General features: G+C 69.7%; 14 protein-coding genes. 11 read left to right on the top strand and 3 right to left on the bottom strand.

Annotation, left to right across the window (positions count from 1 at the left end):
• Positions 1–7 precede the first annotated feature (7 nt).
• Positions 8–478: a hypothetical protein gene (locus tag ACFC06_RS07050; RefSeq protein ID WP_375928702.1), complete on the bottom strand. Its 471-nt coding sequence runs from the start codon at positions 476–478 to the stop codon at positions 8–10.
• Positions 479–993: 515 nt separating this feature from the next.
• Between ACFC06_RS07050 and ACFC06_RS07045 the strand changes: the two genes are divergently transcribed.
• The 4 genes from ACFC06_RS07045 (at position 994) to ACFC06_RS07030 (ending at position 4,069) form a co-directional block, all read left to right on the top strand.
• Entirely contained in the window at positions 994–1,617 is a 624-nt protein-coding gene (locus ACFC06_RS07045; protein WP_375928700.1) for a riboflavin synthase, read from the top strand.
• A gap of 205 nt (positions 1,618–1,822) precedes the next feature.
• Positions 1,823–3,067: a bifunctional 3,4-dihydroxy-2-butanone-4-phosphate synthase/GTP cyclohydrolase II gene (locus ACFC06_RS07040; protein WP_336083983.1), complete on the top strand. Its 1,245-nt coding sequence runs from the start codon at positions 1,823–1,825 to the stop codon at positions 3,065–3,067.
• Between the two features lie 31 nt (positions 3,068–3,098).
• Positions 3,099–3,575, top strand: a complete 477-nt coding sequence (gene ribH, locus ACFC06_RS07035) for a 6,7-dimethyl-8-ribityllumazine synthase (RefSeq protein WP_375928697.1) — start codon at positions 3,099–3,101, stop codon at positions 3,573–3,575.
• Positions 3,576–3,577: 2 nt separating this feature from the next.
• The gene (locus ACFC06_RS07030; protein ID WP_375935245.1) at positions 3,578–4,069 is read left to right on the top strand and encodes a PH domain-containing protein; all 492 of its coding nucleotides are present in this window, start codon (positions 3,578–3,580) and stop codon (positions 4,067–4,069) included.
• Between the two features lie 3 nt (positions 4,070–4,072).
• Here ACFC06_RS07030 and ggt read toward each other — a convergent pair whose 3' ends face one another.
• Complete coding sequence (gene ggt / locus ACFC06_RS07025; protein WP_375928695.1) at positions 4,073–6,022, bottom strand: gamma-glutamyltransferase; 1,950 nt, start codon at positions 6,020–6,022, stop codon at positions 4,073–4,075.
• A 57-nt stretch (positions 6,023–6,079) separates the two neighbouring features.
• Between ggt and ACFC06_RS07020 the strand changes: the two genes are divergently transcribed.
• On the top strand, positions 6,080–6,772 hold the full coding sequence (locus ACFC06_RS07020; RefSeq protein ID WP_375928693.1) for an HAD family hydrolase: 693 nt from the start codon (positions 6,080–6,082) through the stop codon (positions 6,770–6,772).
• A gap of 28 nt (positions 6,773–6,800) precedes the next feature.
• Here the strand turns inward: ACFC06_RS07020 and ACFC06_RS07015 are convergent, their stop codons facing one another.
• The gene (locus ACFC06_RS07015) at positions 6,801–7,214 is read right to left on the bottom strand and encodes a hypothetical protein (protein ID WP_375928691.1); all 414 of its coding nucleotides are present in this window, start codon (positions 7,212–7,214) and stop codon (positions 6,801–6,803) included.
• A 121-nt stretch (positions 7,215–7,335) separates the two neighbouring features.
• On the opposite strand from ACFC06_RS07015, the gene uvrC reads away from it, so the two are divergent.
• The 6 genes from uvrC (at position 7,336) to ACFC06_RS06985 (ending at position 14,854) form a co-directional block, all read left to right on the top strand.
• Positions 7,336–9,327, top strand: coding sequence for an excinuclease ABC subunit UvrC (uvrC, locus tag ACFC06_RS07010; protein WP_375928689.1), 1,992 nt, complete (start codon positions 7,336–7,338; stop codon positions 9,325–9,327).
• Between the two features lie 119 nt (positions 9,328–9,446).
• A complete protein-coding gene (rapZ, locus tag ACFC06_RS07005) occupies positions 9,447–10,403 on the top strand; it encodes an RNase adapter RapZ (protein WP_375928687.1) in 957 nt (318 codons plus the stop codon).
• On the top strand, positions 10,400–11,446 hold the full coding sequence (gene yvcK / locus ACFC06_RS07000; RefSeq protein ID WP_375928685.1) for a uridine diphosphate-N-acetylglucosamine-binding protein YvcK: 1,047 nt from the start codon (positions 10,400–10,402) through the stop codon (positions 11,444–11,446). The genes rapZ and yvcK overlap by 4 nt, the downstream gene beginning before the upstream one ends.
• On the top strand, positions 11,437–12,420 hold the full coding sequence (gene whiA / locus ACFC06_RS06995) for a DNA-binding protein WhiA (protein WP_278264272.1): 984 nt from the start codon (positions 11,437–11,439) through the stop codon (positions 12,418–12,420). Before yvcK ends, whiA begins: the two co-directional genes overlap by 10 nt.
• Positions 12,421–12,618: 198 nt before the next feature.
• Positions 12,619–13,635, top strand: coding sequence for a type I glyceraldehyde-3-phosphate dehydrogenase (gene gap / locus ACFC06_RS06990; RefSeq protein WP_375928682.1), 1,017 nt, complete (start codon positions 12,619–12,621; stop codon positions 13,633–13,635).
• A gap of 4 nt (positions 13,636–13,639) precedes the next feature.
• Positions 13,640–14,854 (top strand): phosphoglycerate kinase, encoded by a 1,215-nt coding sequence (locus tag ACFC06_RS06985; protein ID WP_375928680.1) that lies wholly within the window; start codon positions 13,640–13,642, stop codon positions 14,852–14,854.

The raw sequence follows: 14,854 nt of genomic DNA, 5'->3' as shown, positions 1-14,854 counted from the left end.
AATTCGCTCACGGGGTGCGGGTTCTGGGTGTGCCCAGGGCCCGCGCCGCCTCGATCACCGCGTCCAGCGGCGGGCGCCGGTCCTCGGCCGCGGGCGCCTGGACCCAGGTGCGGTAGCCGGTGCGCTCGTCGTCGGGCGAGGGCAGCACGATCCGGCTGCCGTGGCAGGCGACGGTGGCGTAGAGGCGGAACAGTTCGGCCGACTCGGTGGGGTCGAGGTCCTCCAGGTGGCACGGGCCGGTGAGGAAGGTCCAGCGGCGGGCCCGCGGGTGCGCGACGACCGGCCCGGCGACGCCCTCGGCCGTGAGCCGGGCGTGTACCCGCTCGCCCAGATCGCCGGGCATGGTGACCGCGCCGTGGTGCGCGCCGATCGGTAGCAGAATGCGCCGGGAATCGGGATCGATGGTCGCCGGAAGGTGGAATTCGCGCCGGTATCGGACGCACCGGATTTCCAGCGTGGAATCGACGATCGTGCTCACGCGGCACCCCCACATGTTTCGGAACTGGTGTGACCCACAGTGGTGACCGACTTCCTGGAGTGATGGACTTTCTCTGGGTCGATCAGGCCGCCGACCAGTGCCTCAGTGCAAGTTGAACAGCTGGAATCGGTGACATAACAATCTTGCTTCAATGCCTCGATGGGCGCAAGCATTCGAATCACCGTGTTTCGGGTCGATGACCGGCGGGTATTTCCAGGCTAAGGCCGCCGAAGAATTACCGGACCGGTTCGCCGAAAATTGGAAAGAATGCAGACCGCCGAATTTTCAAACGGCGGAATTTCTTCATGTCGTCATGTTTTCGATGCCTGTTCGATGCGCCCGCGTTCGCTTCCGGTGACCGTGGCGTGCCCGTGGTCCGATTCGGCCCGGTCCGCTGCCGGGCCTCACCCGCCCCGCTACTAGGCTGTGCGACGAACGGGCGCCGCCGGGAATAGCGGTCGTCCGGCTGCTGTTGGGCCCGATGGGTACGAACCACGCGACACAGGGAGTCAGGCATGTTCACAGGGATCGTCGAAGAGCTGGGCGAGATCGTGGCCACCGAGCAGCTGGCCGACGCCGCCCGCTTGACGATCCGCGGCAAGCTGGTGACTTCCGATGCCGGACACGGGGATTCGATCGCCGTCAACGGTGTGTGCCTGACCGTGGTCGACGTGATCGACGGCGACAGCTTCACCGTCGACGTCATGGCCGAGACCCTGAACCGGTCCAGCATCGGCGCCCTGACCACCGGCTCCCGGGTCAACCTCGAGCGGGCCGCCGCCCTGAACAGCCGCCTCGGCGGACACCTCGTGCAGGGCCACGTCGACGGCACCGGCACCGTGCTCGCGCGCACCCCCTCGGAGAACTGGGAGGTCGTGCGGATCTCGCTGCCCGACGCCATCGCCCGCTACGTGGTGGAGAAGGGCTCGATCACCGTCGACGGCGTCTCCCTCACCGTCTCCGGTCTCGGCCGCGACGACGAACCGGCCGCCGACGGCAACCGCGACTGGTTCGAGGTCTCGCTCATCCCGACCACCCTGGCCCTGACCGTGCTGGGCACCGCCCCGGTCGGCACCACCGTGAATCTCGAGGTCGACGTGATCGCCAAGTACGTCGAACGGCTGGCCCAGCGAGGGTGAGCGAACAGACGGCGGCCGGTCCTCGGAACCACGGACCGTGAGCCGTACTGTAGAAGTCGATACCATCCCCAAGGAGTTTCTCGGCCGCCTCGATCTGGACTGACCAGAGGGTGCGACGAAGGAGTACCCGGCGGGAGGGAAGATCGAGGCCCCCAGGGCCGAGAAACCCGCGGCCCCGGCCGCCAAGAATACGGAGCAAGCAGACGTGACCAGGTTGGACAGCATCGAGCGCGCGGTCGCCGATATCGCGGCCGGCAAGGCTGTTGTCGTCGTCGACGACGAGGACCGGGAAAACGAAGGCGATCTCATCTTCGCGGCCGAGAAGGCCACCCCGGAGCTGGTCGCGTTCATGATCCGCTACACCTCGGGCTACATCTGTGTGCCGCTCACCGGTGACGATTGCGACCGCCTGGGCCTGCCGCCCGCGTACGCGATGAACCAGGACAAGCACGGCACCGCCTACACCGTCTCCGTGGACGCCCGCGAGGGCATCACCACCGGTATCTCCGGCGCGGACCGTGCGGTCACCATGCGGCTGCTGGCCAGTGCCGAGGCCAAGGCCGACGAGTTCACCCGGCCCGGGCACGTGGTGCCGCTGCGCGCCAAGGACGGCGGCGTGCTGCGTCGTCCCGGCCATACCGAGGCCGCCGTGGACCTGGCCAGGATGGCCGGGCTGCGGCCCGCCGGCGTGATCTGCGAGATCGTCAGCCAGAAGGACGACGGGCACATGGCCCGCACCGACGAGCTGCGGGTCTTCGCCGACGAGCACGATCTGGCGATGATCTCGATCGCCGACATGATCGCCTGGCGCCGCAAGCACGAGAAGCACGTCACCCGGGTGGCCGAGGCGCGTATCCCCACCGCGCACGGCGACTTCAAGGCCGTCGGGTACCAGAGCGTCTTCGAGGAGGCCGAGCATGTCGCGCTGGTGCGCGGCGACATCGGCGACGGCGAGGACGTGCTGGTGCGCGTGCACTCGGAGTGCCTGACCGGTGACGTGTTCGGTTCGCTGCGCTGCGACTGCGGCCCGCAGCTCGATGCCGCGCTGGAGATGGTGGACCGCGAGGGCCGTGGTGTGGTGCTGTACATGCGCGGTCACGAGGGCCGTGGCATCGGTCTGATGCACAAGCTGCAGGCCTACCAGTTGCAGGACACCGGCCGCGACACCGTCGACGCCAACCTCGACCTCGGTCTGCCCGCCGACGCCCGCGACTACGGCACCGGCGCCCAGATCCTGGTGGACCTCGGCATCCGGTCCATGCGCCTGCTCACCAACAACCCGGCCAAGCGCGTCGGCCTCGACGGCTACGGGCTGCGGATCACCGAGCGGGTGCCGATGCCGTTGCGCGCCAATGCCGAGAACCTGCACTACCTGCGCACCAAGCGGGACCGGATGGGCCACGACCTGGTCGGCCTGGACGATCTCGATCTCGGCGAGACCGCGCAGTGATCTGTTCCGACTCCTCCGAAAGGCAGCAACGATGAGCGGCACCGGTGTCCCGTCCTTCGCGCTGGCACAGGCCAGAGACGTCAAGCTCGGCATCGTCGCCTCGCGCTGGCACACCGAGATCTGCGACACCCTGGTCGCCAACGCCGAACGGGTGGCGAAGGAAGCCGGTGTCGAGCAGGTGACCGTGGTGCGCTGCGCCGGGGCGATGGAGCTGCCGGTGGTGGCTCAGGAGCTGGCCCGCACGCACGACGCCGTCGTCGCGCTCGGTGTCGTGATCCGCGGTGGCACACCGCATTTCGAGTACGTGTGTGACGCGGTGACCGCCGGCCTGACCCGGGTGTCGCTCGATGCGGCCACTCCTGTCACCAATGGCGTGCTCACCACCAACGACGAGCAGCAGGCCCGTGACCGGGCCGGGCTGCCGGGGTCCTCGGAGGACAAGGGCGAGCAGGCCTGCGCCGCCGCTCTCGACGCCGCGCTCACCCTGCGCGCGCTGCGATCGGCGTGACCGTGCCGGTGGTGCGGACCTGGCGCCGGGGTGCGGATGCACCGGGACCCGGGCCGGACTGGGAGTTCGAGGTGCGGCCCCGCCGGGCCGTCCGGACCGCCGTGGTCGTCGCGATCGTCATCGTCGTCGCCTTCACCGCCGGTGGCCTGCTGCTGCGCACCGGCTCGACCGGGGTGAACTTCCGGGTCGCCGATCAGGTCGCGATGATCCTGATCGGCGTGCTCGGTGCCGGTGCGGTGCTGCTGCTCACCCGGCCGCGGGTGCGCGCGGGCGCGCGGGGCGTGTCGGTGCGCAATATCCTGGGCGACCACGAATACCCGTGGGCCTATGTGCGTGGCGCGTCGTTCCCCGACCGCAAGTCCTGGGCCCGGCTCGAACTGGCCGACGACGACTACGTGCCCATGCTGGCCATCCGGTCCAACGACAAGGCGCACGCCGCCGACGCCATCGAGCGCCTGCGCGAACTGGGCGCCCACTACACCGCCGGGGACTGACCGCTAGCGGGTGTCGCCGAGGACAGCGCCCTCCCGGCGCGGGTCCGCGCCGCCGACCCAGCCGTCGGTGCCGTCCCGCTGAATGGCACTGAGCCCGCTGGACTGCGGCGCCACCGACACCTCGTGTCCCATCGCCCGCAACTGCTGGACCAGCGCGTCGTGGTCGCCGTTGTCGGAGGCGTCGACCGCGGGATGTTCGCCGCCGACTCCGGTGACCGGGGTATTGCCCGCGCCGAAGGACACCCCCGAGACCGCCTGCTGCGGGTCGAGCTTCCAGTCGAGAATGTTGACCAGCGTCTTCACCACGAACTGGATGATCACCGCGCCACCGGGCGAGCCGGTCACCAGGGCGAGCCCGCCGCGATTGCCCTGCTCGTCGCGACCGAACACCAGGGTGGGCGCCATCGAACTGCGCGGGCGTTTGCCCGGCTGCAGCCGGTTGGCGACCGGGGTGCCGTCGGCGTCGACCGGGTCGGCCGCGAAGTCGGTGAGCTGGTTGTTGAGCAGGAACCCGTCGACGAAGTGGAACGAGCCGAACGCCGACTCGACGGTGGTGGTCATCGCCGCGGCATTGCCGTATTTGTCGACCACCGAGATGTGGCTGGTGCCGTGCTCGGGCGGCTGCGGACCGTTGCCCAGCGGCACCGGGCCCAGATCACCCGGCTTCGCCGTGCCCATACTGCGCTGCGGGTCGATGAGGGTCGACCGCTGCTTCAGGTACTGCGGGTGCACCAGCGACAGCGCCGAATTGCCCGGCAGCGGAACGAAATCCGGGTCGGCGACGTACTTGTTGCGGTCGGCGTAGGCCAGCCGTTCGGCCTCGGAGATCAAGTGCACCGCCCGCGCGTCGGGCACACCGCCGTCGGCGTCGATGTCGGTGGGGCGCAGTGCGGCCAGGTCGAAGTTGGCCAGGATGCCGAGGGTCGCCGCCACCGTGGTGCCGCCGGAGGACGGTGCGGGCATGCCGCACAGCTCGTAGGCGCGGTAGCCGGTGCACAGCGCGGTGCGCTTCTTCGCCTCGTAGTTCGCCAGATCGGTGGTGGTGAGCAGGCTCGGGGTACGCCCGCCTGCCGTGCTGCCCGCCGACTCGACGATGGCCTGGGCGATCGCGCCGGTGTAGAAGGCCCCGGCGCCGTCGGTGGCGACCGCGCCCAGCGTCTTGGCCAGTGCCGGATTGGTGAGTACGGTGCCCGCTTTCTTGGGGGCGCCGTCGGTTTCGAGGAAGTAGCCGCGCGCGCCCTCGTCGGCGGCGAGGTCGCGCGCCGATTCGGCGATCTGGCCCGCCAGCCGGGGGCTGATCTCGAAACCGTTGTCGGCCAGCTGGATCGCCGGATCGAACAGTTCCTTCCAGGCGGTCGAGCCGTGTTCGCGATGGGCGAGTTCGAGCATGCGCAGCACGCCGGGGACACCGATCGAGCGGCCGCTGGCACGGGTGTTCGGTGCCGGTTCGGTGCGGTCGGTGTCGCTGACCCAGCGCAGATAGTTCTCGGTCGCGGCGGCGGGTGCCGTCTCGCGGCCGTCGTAGGCCTCGACCGTGCGGGTGGCGGCGTCGTAGTGGACCAGGAACGCGCCGCCGCCCAGCCCGGAGGCCTGCGGTTCGACCAGTCCGAGCATCGCCTGGGCGGTGACCAGCGCGTCGGTGGCCGTGCCGCCCGCGCGCAGCACCCGGCAGGCGGCCTCGGTGGCCAGCGGATTGGCTGTGGACACGGCGTAGGTGCTGGTCCGCACGGCGGTCATGCCGGAGCGGTAGCCCGAGGCGATCTCGGGCTCGAGGCTGAGGTTCTGCGAGGTCGCCGGGCCCGAGGTCGCCGGGGCCGCCGTGACCGGGGTGCCGTTCGGGGTGCTCGCGCACTCGGCGGCGGCGGTGTCGCCGGACCCGCAGCCCGTGAGCAGGCCCATCGTGAGGACTCCGGCCGCCGCGGCCCCGATCCACGTCTGTCGCCTTGGCGTCATCCTGGCAGCGTAACGCTTTCCGGGCCGCGACCGGCCGGTTCTCGCTACCCTGACCAGATGGCGGTGGACGCGGTGCTGTTCGACTTCTCCGGCACGATCTTCCGGCTGGAGGAGGACCGGACCTGGGCCGACGAACTCGTCGACGACGACGGCATCCCCTTCGACGTGGCCGCCAAAGCCGAAGTGCTGCGCCGGATGACGGCCCCGGTCGAGCAGTTCATGACCTTCGACGCCGTGGGCCAGCATGCCTGGGACCATCGCGACCTGGACCCCGCGCTGCACCGCCACGCCTACCTCGAGGTGCTGCGCGGCTCCGGCGTCCCCGAGACCCAGGCGGCCCGCCTCTACGAACGGCTCATCGACCCGCTCGCCTGGACGCCGTACCCCGACACCGGCACGGTCCTGAAAGCCCTGTCGGCCCAGGGTATTCCGGTGGGCGTCGTCAGTAATATCGCCTTCGACATCCGCCCCGCCTTCACCCGGCACGGCTGGGACGACCTGATCGGCGCGATGACCCTGTCCTACGAGATCGGCGCCGTCAAACCCGACGCGCGCATCTTCCGCGACGCCATCGACCGGCTCGGGGCCGATCCCGCGCGGGTACTCATGGTCGGGGACAGCGCCGAGGCCGACGGCGGCGCCACCGCGCTCGGCGCGCGCTTCGCCCTCGTCGACCCGCTCCCCACCGCCGACCGGCCACGCGCCCTCGTCGAGGCGCTCGCCACCCACGGCATCGTCACCACCGGCTGAGCGCGCCCGGCGGCGGGACAGCGGGGGTTCAGCGCTGCCGGGTGAACCACGCGCGTGCCGAGGGCCGCAGCAGCAGCGCGGCGATCGCGCCATCGGCGACGATCCCGACCGCGCCCGGCGGCAGCCCGGTGAGAATGCCGGTGCACGACACCAGCGCGCCGAGCGCCGCCACACCCACCGCGGCCTGCCGGACCCGGTCGCCACCGCGCCCGAACAGCAGGATCAGCGGTACCAGCGCGAAGGTCGGCAGGTATCCCGCGAGCAACGGGACGAGCGAGTCACCGGTGCCCAGGGCCAGCGTGATCGCGATCAGCACGACCCCGACGGCGGCGGAGACCCCGGCGATGACCCGGGCGCCGCGCACCGTGCCGGGCGGCAGCCAGGGCGGAGGGGTGTCGTCGTCGAAGTCGGCGGCGGGCGGCGGTACTACCGGGGAGGTCATCGGACGTCCTTTCCGTGCGGGTCCGGAGCGCACCCCGGATCGGAATCCGGACATTTACGGTACACGGGCCCGTCCGCTCGGCTCGATGGGTTCTGTCGGACGGGGTCGATAGTCTTGACGAGTGGCAGATCCCGCGACGTACCGGCCGGCGCCGGGCACCATTCCCGTCGAACCCGGTGTCTACAAGTTCCGGGACGCGCACGGGCGGGTCATCTACGTCGGCAAGGCCAAGAGCCTGCGCAGCAGGCTGAACTCCTACTTCGCCGACGTGCTGTCCCTGCACCCGCGCACCAAGCAGATGGTGACCACCGCCGCCGCCGTCGAGTGGACCGTGGTCTCCACCGAGGTGGAGGCGCTGCAGCTCGAGTACAACTGGATCAAGGAATTCGATCCGCGCTTCAACGTCCGCTACCGCGACGACAAGACCTACCCCGTCCTGGCGGTGACGCTGAACGAGGAGTATCCGCGGCTGTTCGTCTACCGCGGCGCCCGGAAGAAGGGCGTGCGCTACTTCGGCCCCTACGCCCACGCCTGGGCCATCCGCGAGACCCTCGACCTGCTGCTGCGGGTGTTCCCCGCGCGCACCTGTTCCAACGGAGTCTTCAAGCGGCACAGCCAGATCGGGCGCCCCTGCCTGCTCGGCTACATCGACAAGTGCTCGGCCCCGTGCGTCGGCCGGGTCGACGCCGCCGAGCACCGGCAGATCGTCGACGACTTCTGCGACTTCCTCTCCGGCAGGACCGACAAGATGGTGCGCGCGCTGGAACGGCGCATGCACGAGGCCGCCGACGACCTGGACTTCGAGACCGCGGCCCGCCTGCGCGACGACGTCCAGGCCCTGCGCCGGGCACTGGAGAAGCAGGCCGTTGTACTCGGCACCGGTACCGACGCCGATGTCATCGCCTTCGCCACCGACGAGCTGGAAGCCGCGGTGCAGATCTTCCATGTCCGCGACGGCCGGGTGCGTGGCCAGCGCGGCTGGGTGGTCGACAAATCCGGTGACGCGCTCGACGTCGCCGAATCCGGCACCGAACTGGCCGCGCTGGTCGAACAGTTCCTCACCCAGTTCTACGGCGAGCAGGCCGCCCTGGCCGAGCAGAACACCGAGAGCGACGCCGTCGTGGTGGTCCCGCGCGAGGTGCTCGTCCCGGAACTGCCCGCCGACGCCGCCGAGATCCAGGATTGGCTCAGCGAGCTGCGCGGTGCCGCGGTCTCGCTGCGCGTGCCCCAGCGCGGTGACAAGAAAGCCCTGGCCGAGACCGTCCAGCGCAACGCGGGCGAGGCCCTGGCCCAGCACAAGCTCAAGCGCGCGGGCGACCTCACCTCCAGATCGCAAGCGCTGCAGGACATCCAGGACGCGCTCGAACTCGACAGCGCGCCACTGCGGATCGAATGCGTCGACATCAGCCACGTCCAGGGCACCGACGTGGTCGCCTCGCTGGTGGTCTTCGAGGACGGCCTGGCCCGCAAATCCGACTACCGCCACTACGCCATCAAGGAGGCCGCGGGGGACGGTCGCTCCGACGACGTCGCCAGCATCGCCGAGGTGACCCGCCGCCGTTTCGCCAGGCTCGCCCGCGACAGGCAGCAGCCCGTCGACGTCGAACCCGACGAGACCGACGAGCCCGCCTCACGCCCCGGCATCGACCCGACCACCGGCAGACCGCGCCGCTTCGCCTATCCGCCGAACCTCTACGTCGTCGACGGCGGCGCACCCCAGGTCGCCGCGGCCGCCGAGGTACTCGACGAGCTCGGCATCACCGATGTCGCCGTGATCGGCCTGGCCAAGCGCCTGGAGGAGGTGTGGGTTCCCGGCGAGGCCGATCCGGTGATCATGCCGCGCAACAGCGAGGCCCTCTACCTGCTGCAACGCGTGCGCGACGAGGCCCACCGCTTCGCCATCACCTTCCACCGCAGCAAGCGCTCCCGGCGGATGACGGCCTCGGCGCTGGACTCGGTGCGCGGGCTCGGCGAGGCCAGGCGCACCGCGCTGGTCACCCACTTCGGCTCGGTCGCGCGGATAAAGGACGCGACTGTCGACGAGATCACATCCGTGCCCGGCATCGGGGTCTCCACCGCGAAAGCGGTGCTCGAAGCGCTCAATTCCCCGTAGCCGGGCCGGGCGCACCACCGTCACGCAATATTGCGAGTGCCGTACGTTGTGTGTCTGCGCCCGATACCCGAACCGGTGCGGGATGATCGAAAGGCACCCAGAAACGGATCCGGTAGGACATGACACGCGTCGAATCGAACAACAGCTCGGGGGCGGCACCCGGACAGAGCGGGCCGGTCACCGACACACAGCAACCAGTAGAAGTGGTCATCGTGACCGGCTTGTCCGGCGCGGGCCGCGGCACCGCCGCGCGCGTATTGGAGGATCTCGGCTGGTACGTGACCGACAACCTACCGCCCGAACTGATCGGGCGGATGATCGAGCTCGGCGCCGCGGCAGACCCGCCGATCCGGCGGCTGGCCCTGGTCATGGACGTGCGCAGCCGGTTCTTCACCGGTGAGCTGTCCGGTGTCACCGAGCAGCTGCGCGCGGCGGGCATCCGCACACGTGTGCTGTTCCTCGAGGCCTCCGACGACGTGCTGATCCGGCGCTTCGGGTTCGCCAGGCGCAGGCATCCGCTGCAGAGCGACAGCCCCGACGGCACGCTCTCGGCCGGTATCACCGCCGAGCGGGTCCGGCTGTCGTCGGTCAAGGCCGCCGCCGACCTGGTCATCGACACCACCGAGCTCTCGATCCACCAGCTGCACCGCAAGCTGGAAGAGGCCTACGGGGCTGGCGCGCCAGCGGCACTGCAACTGACGGTGCAATCGTTCGGCTTCAAGTACGGTGTTCCCCTCGACGCCGACATGGTGCTGGACGTGCGATTTCTGCCCAATCCGCATTGGATTCCCGAACTGCGGGAACACACCGGACAGGAATCGGTGGTCAGCGACTACGTGTTGTCGAGGCCGGGTGCGCAGGACTACCTGCGAACCGGCGAGCACCTGGTCGACCTGACCACGACGGGATACCGCCAAGAGGGGAAGCGATACATGACGGTGGCAGTGGGCTGCACCGGCGGTAGGCATCGCAGCGTCGCGATCGCCGAGGCGCTCGGCGAGCGTATCGGCGACGACACCGCGCACACAGCGGTCGACGTCGTGCGCGTGGTACATCGGGATCTGGGGCGCGAATGAGTGGAGACGACACCGACCCAGCCGTCGTCGCGCTGGGCGGCGGACACGGGCTGTACGCGACACTGACCGCGGTGCGCAGGCTGACCAGGCAGATCACCGCCGTGGTCACCGTCGCCGACGACGGCGGGTCGTCGGGCAGGCTGCGCGGCGAACTCGGCATGCTCCCACCCGGTGACCTGCGGATGGCGCTGGCCGCGCTGTCCGAGGACACCGACGGGGTCTGGACCACCACCGTGCAGCACCGCTTCGGCGGCACCGGGGCGCTGGCCGGGCACTCGGTGGGCAATCTGATCCTGGCCGGGCTCACCGATGTCCTCGGTGACCCGGTCGCCGCGCTGGACGCGGTGGGTTCGCTGCTGCGGATCACCGGCCGGGTGCTGCCGATGTCGCCGATTCCGCTCGACATCGAGGCCGAAGTGTCCGGGCTGGAATCGGATCCACGGATCGGCCGGCGCGTGCGCGGTCAGGTTGCGGTGGCCACCACGCCGGGTAAGGTCCGGCGGGTGCGGCTGATTCCGTCCGATCCGCCTGCCGGTCCGGAGGCCACCGCGGCCATCGAGCACGCGGATGTCGTTGTGCTGGGCCCGGGTTCGTGGTTCACCAGCGTCATCCCGCATGTCCTGGTGCCGCAGCTGCGGGACGCCCTGGTGCGCACCGCGGCGCGCAAGGTACTCGTACTGAATCTGGCCGCGGAGCCGGGGGAGACCGCCGGCTTTTCCGCGGAGCGTCATCTGCATGTATTGTCCCAGCACGCACCGGATTTCGCGGTCGATGACGTGCTTGTCGACTCGGCGTCGGTGCCCGAGGGGCGGCAACGGGAACATGTGGCAAGAGCCGCCGAACAGTTGCGCGCACGGGTAACGTTCTGCGATGTCGCCGAGCCGGGAACGGATCGGCATCATCCCGGAAAACTTGCCGCCGCACTGGATCAGGTGATCCGGTCGCCGCGGCCGCAACTGGCAGGGCTTCGAGTCGAGGGACGGCACACGGGATCGGATGTGCGTTCCGGGTCGGTGGGAAAGGAGCGCGTCTCGTGGCGATGACAGCCGAGGTGAAGGACGAGCTGAGCAGGCTCGTGGTGTCGCAGGTCAGCTCGCGCAAAGCGGAGTTGTCGGCGTTGCTGCGGTTCGCCGGTGGCCTGCACATCGTGGGGGGCCGGGTGATCGTGGAAGCCGAAGTGGACATGGGGTCCATCGCGCGGCGACTGCGCCGGGAGATCTTCGAGCTCTACGGTTACGGCTCCGATGTGCACGTGCTGGGTGCGGGCGGGCTGCGCAAGACCTCCCGTTACGTGGTGCGGGTGTCGAAGGAGGGCGAGGCGCTGGCGCGCCAGACCGGCCTGCTCGACGTGCGCGGCAGGCCGGTGCGCGGACTACCCGCCCAGGTGGTCGGCGGCAGCATCGGTGACGCCGAAGCCGCCTGGCGTGGCGCGTTTCTGGCGCACGGGTCGCTCACCGAGCCGGGACGGTCCTCGGCCCTCGAGGTGAGTTGCCCCGGTCCGGAGGCGGCGCTGGCGCTGGTCGGCGCGGCGCGGCGGCTCGGGATCACCGCCAAGGCCCGCGAGGTGCGCGGCACCGACCGGGTGGTGGTGCGCGACGGCGAGGCCATCGGCGCCCTGCTCACCCGGATGGGCGCCCAGGACACGCGTCTGACCTGGGAGGAACGGCGGATGCGCCGCGAGGTGCGCGCCACCGCCAACCGGCTGGCCAACTTCGACGACGCCAACCTGCGCCGCTCGGCGCGCGCGGCCGTCGCCGCCGCGGCCAGGGTGGAGCGGGCGCTCGAGATCCTGGCCGACGACGTGCCCGACCATCTCGCCGCGGCGGGCAAGCTGCGCGTGCAGCACCGGCAGGCCTCGCTCGAGGAACTCGGGCAGCTCGCCGACCCGCCGATGACCAAGGACGCGGTCGCGGGCCGGATCCGTCGGCTGCTGTCGATGGCTGATCGCCGGGCCAAGGACCTCGGCATCCCCGACACCGAGTCGGCGGTGACCGCGGAACTTCTCGACGACGCGTAACAGCCGGATTCGCCACTGGCTGTGGCGAATCCGACGTTTGGGGCAGAGCGGTCATGCACGATCGCTCTGCCCTTTACTCTGGGTGGTCCATAGGCAGCTGGCGGTCCTCACGCAGCTCGGTTCTGCTGACGTGAACGGCCAGGTGGCTACTAGTCTGGGAACGGTCGGAACGAATCCGCTACAGGTGAGGAGCGACAAGTGACTGTCCGGGTAGGTATCAACGGCTTCGGCCGGATCGGCCGGAATTTCTTCCGCGCCGTGGAGGCCCTGAAAACTGTCGGCGAGACCGACATCGAAATCGTCGCGGTCAACGACCTCACCGACATCAACACCCTCGCCACGCTGCTGAAATACGACTCGATCCTGGGTCGGCTGCCCCAGCAGGTCTCCGTCGACGGGGACACCATCGTCGTGGGCGAGCAGCGCATCAAGGCCCTGGCCATCAAGGAGGGCCCGTCCGCGCTGCCCTGGGCGGACCTGAACGTGGACGTCGTCGTGGAGTCCACCGGCATCTTCACCGCCGCGGAGAAGGCCAAGGGTCACCTGTCCGCGGGCGCCAAGAAGGTCATCATCTCCGCGCCGGCCACCGGCGACGACATCACCATCGTCATGGGTGTCAACGACGACAAGTACGACGGCACCCAGAACATCATCTCCAACGCCTCCTGCACCACCAACTGTCTCGGCCCGATCGCCAAGGTTCTCAACGACGCCTTCGGCATCGAGCAGGGTCTGATGACCACCGTCCACGCCTACACCCAGGACCAGAACCTGCAGGACGCGCCGCACAAGGACCTGCGCCGCGCCCGCGCCGCCGCCCTGAACATCGTGCCCACCGGCACCGGCGCCGCCAAGGCGATCGGCCTGGTACTGCCCGAACTGCAGGGCAAACTCGACGGCTACGCGCTGCGCGTTCCGGTACCGACCGGTTCGGTCACCGACCTCACCGCTACGCTGTCCAGGCCGGTTACTGTCGAGGAGGTCAACGCCGCGATGAAGGCTGCCGCCGACGGGGCGATGCAGGGAATCCTCAAGTACAACGAGGACCCGATCGTCTCCAGTGACATCGTCACCGACCCGCACTCGTCCATCTACGACGCGCCGCTGACCAAGGTCATCGGCAACGAAGTCAAGGTGGTGTCGTGGTACGACAACGAGTGGGGATACTCCAACCGCCTGGCCAACCTTGTCGATCTCGTGGGTAAGTCTCTCTGAAAATATGACTGTCAAAACACTCCAAGACCTCCTGTCCGACGGCGTCGAAGGCCGTGGCGTCCTCGTGCGCTCCGACCTCAACGTGCCGCTCGACGAGCAGGGACAGATCACCGATCCGGGCCGCATCATCGCCTCGGTGCCCACCATCCAGGCGCTGGTCGAGGCCGGCGCCAAGGTGGTCGTGATGGCCCACCTCGGCCGTCCGAAGGGCGAGCCCGACCCGAAGTTCTCGCTGGCCCCCGTGGCCGCGAAACTCGCCGAACTGCTGGGCCGCAATGTCCAGCTCGCCGGTGACGTGGTGGGCTACGACGCGCTCTCGCGCTCGGAGGGCCTCACCGACGGTGACGTGCTGCTGCTCGAGAACGTGCGCTTCGATCCGCGCGAGACCAGCAAGGACGAGGGGGAGCGGGCCAAGCTGGCCGCCGCCTTCGTCGAGCTGGTCGGCGACGACGGCGCCTTCGTCTCCGACGGCTTCGGTGTGGTGCACCGCAAGCAGGCCTCGGTCTACGACGTGGCCCAGCAGCTCCCGCACTACGCGGGCACGCTGGTCGCCGCCGAGGTCGAGGTGCTGCGCAAGCTCACCGAGGACCCGGCCCGCCCGTACGCGGTGGTGCTCGGCGGCTCCAAGGTCTCCGACAAGCTCGCCGTGATCGAGGCGCTGGCCCCCAAGGTCGACACCCTGGTCATCGGTGGCGGCATGTGCTTCACCTTCCTTGCCGCCCAGGGCCTTTCGGTGGGCACCTCGCTGCTGCAGGAGGAGATGATCGACACCTGCAAGGGCCTGCTCGAGCGCTTCGGCGACGTGCTGCACCTGCCCGTCGACATCGTCGCGGCCGACAAGTTCGCGGCCGACGCCGAGTCGAAGACCGTCGCGTCCACCGAGATCCCCGACGGCTGGATGGGTCTGGACATCGGCCCCGAGTCGGTGGCCCGGTTCTCCGCGCTGCTCACCGAGGCGAAGACCGTGTTCTGGAACGGCCCGATGGGCGTGTTCGAGTTCGAGAAGTTCGCCGACGGCACCCGCGGCGTCGCCGAGGCCATCGTGACCGCCACCGGTAAGGGCGCGTTCACGGTCGTCGGTGGTGGTGACTCGGCCGCGGCCGTGCGCACCCTGGGCCTGCCCGAGGACGGCTTCTCGCACATCTCCACCGGTGGTGGCGCGTCCCTGGAATACCTGGAAGGCAAAGAGCTGCCCGGTATTTCGGTACTGGAGGCCTGA

The organism is Nocardia sp. NPDC056064, assembly GCF_042266925.1.
Lineage (GTDB): Bacteria > Actinomycetota > Actinomycetes > Mycobacteriales > Mycobacteriaceae > Nocardia.
Note: the sequence above shows the minus strand (reverse complement) of the source record. Positions and strands in the feature narration are given on the sequence as shown.